General features: G+C 47.2%; 10 protein-coding genes. 1 reads left to right on the forward strand and 9 read right to left on the reverse strand.

The annotated features are described in order from the left end of the window. Positions 1 to 97 precede the first annotated feature (97 nt). The 4 genes from L3C95_RS13020 to kduI are packed head-to-tail and all read right to left on the reverse strand — an operon-like array spanning position 98 to position 3,956. Complete coding sequence (locus L3C95_RS13020; protein WP_236388045.1) at positions 98 to 1,165, reverse strand: LacI family DNA-binding transcriptional regulator; 1,068 nt, start codon at positions 1,163 to 1,165, stop codon at positions 98 to 100. A gap of 21 nt (positions 1,166 to 1,186) precedes the next feature. Next, on the reverse strand, positions 1,187 to 1,951 hold the full coding sequence (gene kduD, locus L3C95_RS13025) for a 2-dehydro-3-deoxy-D-gluconate 5-dehydrogenase KduD (protein ID WP_317207688.1): 765 nt from the start codon (positions 1,949 to 1,951) through the stop codon (positions 1,187 to 1,189). A 20-nt stretch (positions 1,952 to 1,971) separates the two neighbouring features. After that, positions 1,972 to 3,114, reverse strand: coding sequence for a DUF4861 family protein (locus L3C95_RS13030; RefSeq protein WP_236388049.1), 1,143 nt, complete (start codon positions 3,112 to 3,114; stop codon positions 1,972 to 1,974). Between the two features lie 5 nt (positions 3,115 to 3,119). Beyond that, on the reverse strand, positions 3,120 to 3,956 hold the full coding sequence (gene kduI / locus L3C95_RS13035) for a 5-dehydro-4-deoxy-D-glucuronate isomerase (protein ID WP_236388050.1): 837 nt from the start codon (positions 3,954 to 3,956) through the stop codon (positions 3,120 to 3,122). A 275-nt stretch (positions 3,957 to 4,231) separates the two neighbouring features. Between kduI and L3C95_RS13040 the strand changes: the two genes are divergently transcribed. Beyond that, entirely contained in the window at positions 4,232 to 5,878 is a 1,647-nt protein-coding gene (locus L3C95_RS13040; RefSeq protein ID WP_236388058.1) for a UxaA family hydrolase, read from the forward strand. Between the two features lie 68 nt (positions 5,879 to 5,946). On the opposite strand, the gene L3C95_RS13045 is transcribed toward L3C95_RS13040, so the two are convergent. The 5 genes from L3C95_RS13045 to L3C95_RS13065 form a co-directional block, all read right to left on the reverse strand. Next, the gene (locus L3C95_RS13045; RefSeq protein ID WP_236388060.1) at positions 5,947 to 7,299 is read right to left on the reverse strand and encodes an MFS transporter; all 1,353 of its coding nucleotides are present in this window, start codon (positions 7,297 to 7,299) and stop codon (positions 5,947 to 5,949) included. 106 nt (positions 7,300 to 7,405) lie between these two features. Continuing rightward, a complete protein-coding gene (locus L3C95_RS13050; protein WP_236388062.1) occupies positions 7,406 to 8,071 on the reverse strand; it encodes a bifunctional 4-hydroxy-2-oxoglutarate aldolase/2-dehydro-3-deoxy-phosphogluconate aldolase in 666 nt (221 codons plus the stop codon). A 2-nt stretch (positions 8,072 to 8,073) separates the two neighbouring features. Further along, the gene (locus L3C95_RS13055; RefSeq protein ID WP_236388064.1) at positions 8,074 to 9,072 is read right to left on the reverse strand and encodes a sugar kinase; all 999 of its coding nucleotides are present in this window, start codon (positions 9,070 to 9,072) and stop codon (positions 8,074 to 8,076) included. A gap of 12 nt (positions 9,073 to 9,084) precedes the next feature. Continuing rightward, on the reverse strand, positions 9,085 to 10,479 hold the full coding sequence (uxaC, locus tag L3C95_RS13060) for a glucuronate isomerase (protein ID WP_236388079.1): 1,395 nt from the start codon (positions 10,477 to 10,479) through the stop codon (positions 9,085 to 9,087). A 15-nt stretch (positions 10,480 to 10,494) separates the two neighbouring features. Beyond that, on the reverse strand, positions 10,495 to 12,000 hold the full coding sequence (locus tag L3C95_RS13065; RefSeq protein ID WP_236388095.1) for a tagaturonate reductase: 1,506 nt from the start codon (positions 11,998 to 12,000) through the stop codon (positions 10,495 to 10,497). Positions 12,001 to 12,179: the final 179 nt, after the last annotated feature.

Below are 12,179 nucleotides of genomic sequence, written 5' to 3' on the forward strand. Positions count from 1 at the left end.
TTACTGATTCTGCGGCTACTTACCAATTATATTTACGCAATCGTTTGCACTTAAAAGGATAGTGAAAGCAGGCTTGCCGTTGACAGCATACCTGCTTTTATTTTACTTTCTTCTTTACGCTTGTTTTAGGTTTTGAAACGGGCGCTGCTGAAGATGCACGCTCTATCAGCTGGATAGGCACCAATTCTTCCGAGTAACGCTGTGGTGTTGTTCCGGGCTGCTGTAAGAGGTCCAGCAGTGCATTGGCTACCCGCTCTCCCATAATAGCCGGGAACTGATCGACGGAAGTGATGGAAGGTGTAATGATCTCTGCACGCGGATCATTGGAGTATCCCACTATTTTGAGATCTTCCGGTACCCGCACATTGATCTTACGGCAGTATTCCAGTATAGTGATGGCCGTCGTGTCATTAGCAGCAAAGATCCCATCAGGATAAGGCTGCCTGGAAAAGATCTTCTCACAGGTCAGTAAGGCATTTTCTTTCGTGAGCTCCTGGTAGAAAACCCTTGATTTTTTGAAAGGGATCTTATGCTTACGCAGGGCATTTTTATATCCTGCCACGCGTTCTGTGTACAGGTTACAGGTCAGTGGTCCTGAAATGTGTACTATATCCCTGCAGCCTTTTTCTATCAGGTGTTCTGTTACGGTATAACCTCCCAGGTAATCATCGCCCTTTATCACTTTCACCTTGTAATCTTTCGGTACGCGGTCAAAGAATACCAACGGAATATGATTATCCTTAAAAATGTCAAAATGTGAAAAGTCGGTTGTATAGAGTGTACTGGAAACAGCCAGTGCATCGATCCTGGTAGAATACAGGGTTTCTGCGAGCGCTATTTCCTGTTCCAGGGAATCATTGGATTGACAGATCAGCACATGATACCCGTGCTCGTGCAGTTTGTTCTGTATAACTGTACTGATGGTAGCAGGAAAGAACATAGAGATACGCGGCACAACCAGGCCCACGGTGCGGCTTTTACTGTTGCGCAAACCGGCGGCCATCGCATTGGGGCGGTATCCGAGCTTATTCGCCATCTTCTTTACCTTTTCCTTTGTGCGGATGCTGATATTGGGATGATCGTTCAGCGCACGGGAAACGGTAGATACGGAAAGTTTCAGCTCTTCCGCAATATCAACAATTGTCTTTTCTGTTCTTTTGCTCATAGATCAATATTCAGGTGCAGTTTATCGCCCCATCCACCCTCCGTCAACCGTGAGAATCGTACCGTGTACATAATCGGCTGCCGCAGAAGCCAGGAATACAACAGGCCCTTTGAAATCGGCCGGTTCTCCCCAGCGCCCCGCAGGGATACGCTCCAGTATAGAAGCACTGCGTTTTTCATCTGCACGCAATGCAGCTGTATTATCAGTAGCAATATATCCCGGAGCAATCGCATTTACATTCACCCCCTTACCGGCCCATTCATTGGCAAAGGCTTTTACCAGTGAACCTACCGCTCCTTTACTGGCGGCATAGCCAGGTACATTGATCCCCCCCTGGAAGGTGAGAAGCGATGCTGTAAAGATAATCTTTCCGCTGCCACGCGCTATCATTCCTTTACCGATTTCGCGGGTCAGGATAAATTGCGCATTCAGGTTGATATTGATCACTTCATCCCAGTATTCGTCCGGATGTTCTGCCGCTGGCTTACGCAGAATAGTGCCGGCATTATTCACCAGGATATCTATGGCAGGATGTTGTGCTGTTACCTCTTTGATGAAAGCATACAACGCCTCACGATTTCCCAGATCGCACTGGTACCCATAGAACTTCCGACCTGTAGCCTTGACAGCCTTTTCCACTTCACTGCCTTCCTTTTCCAGCGATGCTGACACACCGATAACATCAGCTCCCGCTTCTGCCAGTGCTACAGCCATCCCTAAGCCTATCCCTCTTTTACATCCTGTTACCAACGCGGTTTTACCTCTCAGGTCAAATGATTGTAAGATCATATAAGTATTATACCTTTTTACTGATTGATGTTTATTTCCAGTGGAGCTGACAGCTTTTCGGCAAACGTCTGCAGATAAGTGAACCATTGCGCAGCACTGGTATAACGGCCCGCCTTGTTCCATGCTGCACCGAAATAATACACAAAGGGCTGTTTAGCACTTGCTTTGGCATGGGCCAGCAAATGCTGTGCTGTTACCTCCATAGGCCCCTGATGGACGGGCAATACCAGTCCCACACCTGTGATGCCATCAGCTCCATGCTCCGGCTCCCAATAGCCTGCAATACCTGTTTTCTCATCCAGTAGGATAGTGCCAGGCGCCGGCCGTTTCACGATACCGGCTACTACCGGTAAGCTATCCCCTTGCTTCAGCGTGTATTGTACAGTCATTTTGTTGAGCTGAGAACCGGCATCCAGTGAGACCGTTTTCACAACAGACACCGTTGTGCTACCTACCTGCCAGGCTTCATAACCCAGCTGGAAGGTACAGCGCAAAGGGCCACTGTCCAGTACTTTCCAGGTTCTGTAATTACGCGGATAATAGATAGAGTCATTCATATATGGCGCAATATCGCCACCACCCAACGTCATGCCTACATGATAATAATCAAGTCCCTGTCCATTATCATGGTGATAATCGTTGGTTTTATACCACTTATTCAACACAAGCTCACTGGTGCGTTTTGTCCAGACGTCTACGCCATGCGCATTTTCAGCGGGAAAGTTTTCCAATGCGGCTCCATACATACGGAAGGCAACACGGTCGTTTTCCCAGGCAAAATCATCCTTTCGCTCCGGCACAAAACGCGCATAAGTGCGGGATACTACGGGAGCTGGTTTACCCGGTACGGCTGTAATAACTACATTGCCATGAGCAGGAACACTCACCTGCACCAGTAGCAACTGAGGCTGCGGAGCCCCCTCATATGCCAGCTGGTAAGGCAGCTCTTTTCCAGTCTGTTTGTTGATCAGCTTAAAAGGGCCGGTGACCGCATGTAGTCTGGCATATGGTATTTCCACAAGTTCTTCATTGCGGGCAATAGCAGAAGGATTTTTGATCGTAATGCTTAGCGGTGCAGCAACTGCATGCTTCGTGGAACTGGCCAGCAGGCTGGAATGGCAAATACCTGTGGCCATTAACAATAAAAATATCCGCTTCATGGTTCTTATTTGAGATCAGGTATTGCGCAAACATCCATATCGCTGTAATCCAGGTTTTCACCGGCCATACCCCAGATGAAAGTGTAGTTGCTGGTACCGGCACCTGAGTGAATAGACCAGGGAGGAGAAATTACTGCCTGCTCATTCTGCATCCAGATATGTCTTGTCTCCTGTGGTTGCCCCCAGAAATGGCATACTGACTGCCCCTGCGGAACTTCAAAATAAAAGTAAACTTCCATACGCCTGTCGTGCGTATGCGCAGGCATCGTGTTCCATACACTGCCGGGTTTCAGTTCGGTCATCCCCATCTGCAGCTGGCAGGTGGGCAGCACAGTACTTACCAGCAATTTATTGATAGTACGATGGTTGGCTGTTTCCATCGTGCCAAGCGTTACTACTTCTGCATCCTTACGGGTAATGTGACGGGTAGGATATTCATGATGGGCCGGCGTTGAATTCAGGTAAAACTTAGCCGGAGCGGTGGCGTCCTTACTGCTGAACAGTAGTTCCTTCCGGCCTTTTCCGATGTATAATGCTTCTTTAAACCCGATCTCAAAAGTTTCGCCGTCCACTTTTACCACACCGGCGCCACCTACGTTGATAATACCAAGCTCTCTCCTTTCCAGGAAATAAGCGGCTTTGAACTGGTCCGGCGGTGTCAGCGTCAGGGCTTTAGTTACCGGGAAGATCCCGCCGGTCACAAAACGATCATAATGACTATACACCAGTTTAATCTCATCCTGTACAAAAAGCTGTTCTATCAAAAGTTCCTTCCTGGTCTGTGCGGTGTTCCAGCTCAGCACTTCTGCCGGGCTGGCGGCATACCTGGTTTCTGCAGTCATAATCTCGACATATTAAATTAAGAAATGATAATTCATGTTGGGGATGCTGTATCAGTTGCATCTTTTTTCATAACCTGAATGAAAGGTAACGCTTAAAGCCGAAAATTGCAAACGTTTGCATAAAATACCGGAAATAACAGGAGGGCTAATCTTAAAGGGCTAAAATGTTTTAGCTAAACACTTGTGCGGTCCCGACTGTTCTAAAGGCAAAATCTTATCAAGGATTAAGATTTTAGTATTAACAGTGGGTGATGATATTTTATACTTTAGCTATTATGAATACGTTTCTACAAATACATCCTGATGACAATGTACTGGTCGCCCTGCAGGACCTGCAGCGTGGCACAGCAGTCAGGTTTAATGGTTCCACAATTACTTTGCTGAAAGATGTTCCCGCTAAACATAAATTCATGATCTCCGACATTCAGACCGGCGATCCTATTACTATGTACGGTGTACTTGTTGGTAAAGCAAATACCCCCATCCACAAGGGAGAAATCATTACTACTGAGAATATTAAGCATGATGCCAACGCTTTTCATGAAAAGGAAGGCAGCATTGAATGGCAGAAACCTGATGTCAGCAAATGGAAAGACCGCACCTTTATGGGCTTTCCACGTAAAGACGGACAGGTAGGTACCCGCAACTACTGGCTGGTGATACCACTGGTCTTCTGCGAAAACCGCAATGTAAGTGTGATCAAAACGGCCTTTGAAAAAGGGCTGGGATTTGCTCCGACAGAAGTATACAACGAGCAGGTACAGGACCTCGTATCCCTATACAAAAGCGGTAACCTGGATGCAATAAAAACTTATAAGGCAGAAGCAGTAACGCTTACCAACAAACGTAATACTGTCTTCTCCAATATCGATGGTATCAAGTTCCTGACACACGAAGGTGGTTGCGGAGGTACGCGCCAGGACTCAGATGCGCTCTGTGCACTGCTGGCGGGTTATATCCATCATCCGAATGTGGCGGGAGCAACAGTGTTAAGCCTGGGATGTCAACATGCTCAGGTATCCATACTGAAAGCTGCACTGAACAAATTGAACCCACAGTTCGACAAGCCGGTACTGGTGTTTGAACAGCAGAAGAGTCCTTCGGAATTTGAGATGTTGTCAGACGCAATCAGGGAGACGTTCCTTGCACTGGTAGAAGCTGATAAGGTAACCCGTCAGCCAGCCCCGCTCTCCAAACTGGTTATCGGCCTCGAATGCGGTGGTTCTGATGGCTTCTCTGGTATATCAGCCAACCCTGCGGTAGGCCATACCTCTGACCTGCTGGTAGCTTTGGGCGGCAGTTCTATCCTTTCCGAGTTTCCTGAACTGTGTGGTGTGGAGCAGGAACTGATCAACCGTTGTGTTGAGAAGAACACTGCCGATAAATTCATCCACATCATGCGGGCTTATGAAAGTCAGGCAGAGTCTGCAGGCTCAGGTTTCTATATGAACCCTTCGCCTGGCAACATCAAAGACGGCCTGATCACTGATGCTATTAAATCAGCCGGCGCCGCTAAAAAAGGCGGTATTTCTCCTGTAGTGGATGTGCTGGACTATACAGAATATGTCACCAAACCAGGGCTAAACCTGCTCTGTACACCCGGTAATGACGTTGAATCCACTTCTGCAGAAGTAGGTTCCGGTGCTAACATCGTTTTGTTCACCACAGGTCTCGGCACACCAACCGGCAACCCGATCGCTCCTGTTTTAAAACTCGCTACCAACACGAAACTGGCGAACCGTATGCCGGATATCATCGATATCAATACAGGTACTATCATCAGTGGTGAAAAGACCATTGAAGAAATGGGAGAAGAGATCCTGGAATATGTGATCAAAACTGCCAGTGGAGAATTAAAGACGAAAGCTGAACTGTTAAATCAGGACGACTTCATTCCATGGAAACGTGGGGTGAGCCTGTAATCTCATCATATTAAACTAAAAAAGGCTCATTGTACAATGAGCCTTTTTTAGTTTAATATGATGCGTATCTAAAGCTTTACCTGCTCCATCCTTGGTGCAAAAAGATGCATGATGAGCCAGGCGAGCAAATACATTGAACCACTGATCAGGAACAGGATATTATATCCTGCACCAATGTTGCCCTGCGCTTTATAATAGTCGAGCAAATACCCTACTAATATCGGAAACAGGCTACCTCCTATCGATCCGGCCATTCCACCGATGCCTACTACGGAACTCACCGCATGCTTGGGGAACATATCCGAAGCTGTTGTGAAGATATTTGCCGACCATGCCTGGTGTGCTGCTGCGGCCAGACTGATCAAACCTACAACTACCCATATATTGTTAGTGGCTTTGGCAAACATAATCGGTACTACACAGATAGCAAAAAGCAACATGGATGTTTTACGTGCTTTAAACACCGGCCAGCCTTTTTTGATCAGCCAGGAAGACAGGTATCCACCGCCAATACTTCCTATCGTGGTAGCTGTATAGATGACGAATAACTGCAGATTAGGTTTTTTGAAATCAAGGTTAAATGTAGTGGCAAAGTAAGAGGGCAGCCAGAAGAGGAAAAACCACCAGATAGGATCTGTAAGCAGTTTACCAAATACAAATGCCCATGTCTGTTTGACTCCTAACAGCTGTTTCCAGCTTATACTTTTCTTCTCATGAGGTGCCGACGCGGAAGCTACTGCTGCTGCAGTTACCGGTTTAACACCGGCAGGAAGCTCCTCCGTAGTGGGCTGATCATCACTGTGAATATGATCATATTCTGCCTGTGTCAGTTTCTTGTGCCGCGCAGGGATTTCGTACATCACCGCCCAGAATATCAGCCATACAAATCCTATCAATCCCGTCCAGATAAACGCATGCTGCCAGCCATAGGCGCCTGCCAGCCAGGGAACTACAATCGGTGCAATTACTGCCCCAATATTAGCGCCTGAATTAAAAATACCTGTAGCCAGTGCACGTTCTTTCTTCGGAAACCATTCTGCCACGGTTTTAATTGCCACCGGGAAGTTTCCGGATTCTCCGAGTCCGAGGAATACACGCGCCACCCCGAATCCGAATGTTGTTTTTGCCAGTGCGTGTCCCATCGCAGCGATACTCCATACAACGATAGATAAAATATACCCCATTTTGGTGCCTATCTTATCCACCAGGCGGCCGAAGACCAGCAGCCCTACTGCATATGCTGCCGCAAAAGCGGACATCATACCACCGAAGTCCTTTTCCGTCCAGTTGAACTGGTCCGGGGCCATTAGTATAGGCTTCAGCAGACCTATCACCTGACGGTCTATATAGTTAATTGTTGTAGCAAAGAAGAGTAATGCACAAATGCGCCAACGGTACTTGCCAATTGTAGTGGAATCCATGCCTTTCATTTTGGAATTTATAAAGCGTTATCAATTTACAACAGTCTGGTGAATAATGCAAACGTTTGCATCTTTTACTGTTGAAACCCTGGTTTTCGCGTGGCAGTTATTTACTTATGCCCTTTACCAATTCCACAAGGCCGGACATCTGCGTACGCAATGCAGCCCAGTCCTTCTTGTCTATCAAGTCTTTATTTAGCAGGTTGGAGCCCATGCCGACGCAGACTACACCTGCGTCCAGCCATGATTTTATGCTCTCTTTAGTTGGTTCCACTCCTCCTGTTGGCATAAATTTCATTTTAGGGAACAGTGGTTTAATCGCTTTTACGAAACCAGGTCCCAGCACATTTCCGGGAAACAACTTCGTCAACGGCGCCTCGTGCTTTTCAGCCACTGCAATTTCAGACGGGGTCATACAACCGGGTATCCATACAATATTCTCTTTGCGGCAGCTGTCTGCCACGCCTGCATCTATGATGGGGCTTACAATGAAATCAGCCCCCATATCTGCAAACACTTTTACATCTTCACCATTTTTAATGGTACCGATACCCAGATACATGTCAGCCATAGCTGCTTTCTTCTTCTCCTGCATAGCGGCAAAATTGCGCCGTGCACCTTCTCCACGGTTAGTAAATTCAAACACACGGAGCCCCGCATCATAACAGGCCTGCAATACTTCTACACATACTGCGGCATCATCGTGATAAAATACGGGAATTACTTTACTGCGCTCAAATGCGGCAATGATCTCTGCTGCTGGTGCTGCCATGTCTATATCAGTTTTAAGATGTCTGCTTTATCTGTTAAGTTAAAATCTCCTTTGACGAATAACTTCGACCAGGCTGCTGCTGCTGCAAATGAAATGGTCTGCTGTGCATCCATTCCGCTTACCTGTGCATGTATCAGCCCTGCCATAAAACTATCGCCGCTGCCCACACGGTCTACCACTTCATTCGTCTCATATTGTTTTGATACCTTCAGTTCTCCGCCTTCATACCAGGTGGCATAATAGAGGTTATGCGTAAATGCATTGGAAAAACGGAAAGTAAAAGCCACCTGTTTACAACGGGGATACTTCTCTGTAATCTCTTTGGCTACGGATGCGGCTTCCGCGAGGTAGGTGTCTTTTGTGGCCGTCTCCAGCGCTACAGTGTTTAATGTAGTATCCAGCATCTGGTGGGCGGCCCAGATATTGCCCATTACCACATCGCAATACTGTACCAGTTCCGGCATTACCGCGAATGGCTGTTTGCCATACTGCCACAGCTTACTGCGATAGTTCAGGTCTGTCGATATCTTCAGGCCTTTGCGTGATGCGGCCTCCAGCACTTCTTTACAGATAGCGGCTGTATCTTCATTCAGGGCGGGTGTCAGTGCACTCCAGTGAAACCATTCTGCGTCTCCCAGCAGGCTGTCCCAATCCACTGAACCACGTTGCATCTGACTGAAAGATGAATATTTCCTGTCGTATACAACACCTGCATTTTTCAGGTCGGTTCCTTGTTCCAGGAAATAGATCCCGATACGGTCACCGCCTTTCAGTACACGGTCTGTCACTATTCCCAGGCCTTCCAGCTGTTCTAATACCTGTGTGGCAATGCCATTGTCAGGTACTTTACTGATATAAGAAACCGGTGTGCCCCAGCGTGCCAGTGCTGCAGCTACGTTAGCTTCCGCGCCACCTACAAACAAGGCTGCGCTATTCTTGTTCCACTCCGGTGATAAGCGTAATAATATCTCTCCAAACGAAATTACTTTAACTGGCTTCATGCGCTTTAGGGTCTAAAATCCGAAATAAGATCTGGCATTATTGTAACTGATGTCCTGCACCATCTTGCCCAACCACTTGATATCTCCCGGCAGTTCTCCGTTCTCTACATCGTTACCTATGAGGTTACACAAAATACGGCGAAAATATTCATGTCGTGAGTAAGAGAGAAAACTTCTCGAATCCGTCAGCATTCCCACGAACCGGCTCAATAACCCCATATTACTCAACGTATTCATCTGTTTCTCCATACCATCCTTCTGGTCGAGGAACCACCAACCAGATCCAAACTGCATTTTTCCGGGCACAGTGCCATCCTGGAAATTACCGACCATGGTGGCAAATACCTCATTATATGAAGGGTTCAGGTTATATACTACTGTCTTTGCCAGTTTATCTTTCTTGTCGAGCCTGTCCAGGAATACAGACATCGCCTGTGCTACCTGCCAGTCACCGATAGAATCCACACCTGCGTCTGCACCGATCCGGCTTAACAGACGGCTGTTATTATTGCGGATAGCGCCGACATGGAACTGTTGTACCCAACCACGCTCGTGGTTCCATTCACAGATAATATGCAGGGTGCCTGCTTTGAAAGCATCCGCTTCTTCCGGTGTAAGCGCCTGTCCTTTACGCAGTTTTGCATAAGAGGCGGTCAATCCTTCTTCCGTGAAACTACCTGCATAAAATGTACTGATACCATGATCGGACAGGCGTCCGCCGTTCGCATGAAAATAGTCATGGCGACGGCGCAGCGCATCTATGAATTGACTGTATGTATCTGTATTGATGCCTGCTGCGGCACCCAGTTTATCTGCATAAGTATTAAATGCTGTCACATCTTCCACAGCTATTGCCCTGTCAGGCCTGAACGTAGGCAATACACGCACTTTAAAAGACGATTTGCTGATGGCCTGATGATATTCCAGTGAATCGCAGGGATCATCGGTAGTGCATAACGCATCTACTTTAAAATGTTGTAGTAGGGCCTGGGTAGTCCACTTAGGCAGCTGTTCATTGCAATATCCGTACACCCATTCTGCGCTGTCTTTATCAAGTAGTTGCTTTACACCAAAAGGATTCAACAGCTCCATATGCGTCCAGTGATACAGCGGGTTCCGCATGGTATAGGGCACGGTTTCTGCCCACCGTTTGAACTTCGTATAGTCGTCTGTATCGCCGGTAATATCTGCCTCTGCTACACCGTTTGCACGCATTGCACGCCATTTATAGTGATCTCCTTTCAGCCACATGGCTGTCAGGTTTTCAAACTGACGATTAGCCGCTATTTCATCTGGTGGCAGGTGATTATGATAATCGATGATGGGCATCGCTTTTGCATAATCGTGGAATAACTGTTTAGCCGTTTCTGTCTGCAACAGGAAATCAGCATCTAAAAATTGTTTCATAAACGATCTGGTTCCTTATAATACTTTACTGTAGCTGTCTGCATATGCTTTTACGCCTTCCTGTAACATGCCTTGCAGATGTGCGGATACTGCCTCCACAAAACCAGGGATCTGCGACAGATCGCTCTCCCATAAACGCTTGTCTGCACTGATGGCCTGAACCATTTCCGTAACGGCTGCACCTCCCCTGCCTGTTATGCCCGCCCAGTAGGCTGCAAAGATGGCGATATTATCGTCTGTGATAGCATAATATTCGGTTCCCCGCTGACCGAAATACTGTCCGTTTTCCTGCTTTTCAGGCCGCAGGAACAAGAGCATGGCGGCAAAGCCCAGGCACATAGAAACCGGTAATGCGTTCTGCTGCTCGTAATAACGGACGATGGTCCGCACGTTACGGGCATTCATCTTCATGCTTTCCTGGAAAGTGATACTCAGCAGCTTATGCGCAATGTTCGGATTGGCAAAGCGGTCCAGTACATCTTCCGCAAACTCCGGCGCCTGAGGACAGATCTCCCTGATTGTAGGCAGGATCTCTTCGATAATAACCGTCCGGAAGAAGGAGCGCATGTAGGCATTCTCCATACATTCGAAAACGGTGTTTAATCCGCAGAGATAGCCCAGCGGTACTGATATTGTATGACTTCCGTTCAGGATCCTGAGTTTCTGTTCACGGAAGGGTGTAATATCCGGTGTTATCAGCATCCGGGCATCTGTCTGATGGAATCCCAGGATGTCCCTTACACGCTCATCTCCCTCAATTGCCCAGAGCAGGTAAGGCTCTGCGTCAATCCACAAACCATCGCTATATCCTGCTTTCGCCTCGAGTGCGGTCAGGTCTTTCGGTTTTCCCGGTACGATCCTGTCAACAAGCGAGCTGCAGAAGTAGTTATCGCTTTCTATCCATTGCAGAAAAGCCAGCGGCAGGCCATTATATTTTGCCAGTTTCAGCACTATCTCCTTCAGTAACAGCCCGTTGTTAACAACCAGCTCCGTAGGCACGATCACAAATCCGGTATGTGAAGCCCCCTTGAAATACTGGAACCGCTCCCAGAGTACAGCCAGCAATTTTCCGGGGAAAGATGCCGGTACGCCGTCTATTTTTTCCTCTACATACTGGATTCCCACCTCTGTAGTGTTGGATATGATTGTTTGCAGCGCAGGCTGGTGTACTGCCTCTAATACCTGCTGCCAATATGCATTCGATTGCAGAACACGGCTAACGGAAGCATTGATCAGCACCTCATTCACCAGTTCCCCCTGGGAAACGCCCTTGATATTAGTTGTATATAAGTTGTCCTGCTGGCTGAACTCTTTCGTATCGCCTCCGGTAGATTTCACCACCACGATCCGTCCCTGGTACACTCCTTTTTTGTTGGCTTTATCCACCAGGTAATCCACTAATCCTCTCAGCAATACGCCTGTGCCAAACTGTAATATTTTCTCCGGATAGTTAAAATAGCTCTCAGACACCCCCAGTTCCGGATGCTTCAATACATGAGCTTTATTCAAAATAGGTAACATATTAAATTTTTTATTAAACGCAGAACTCCGATCATTAAATATAAAACGAATACTTGACAGTCCATAGTGTATACTTAATATCGGAGTAGAATTACTCTTTCCCATTCATGTCATAATATTACCCCCGGGGAGCCTTCTCGACTAATTTCTGTAATTTTGCGCACTTAATATTATTAACA

This window comes from Chitinophaga filiformis (genome assembly GCF_021646545.1).
Lineage (GTDB): Bacteria > Bacteroidota > Bacteroidia > Chitinophagales > Chitinophagaceae > Chitinophaga > Chitinophaga filiformis_A.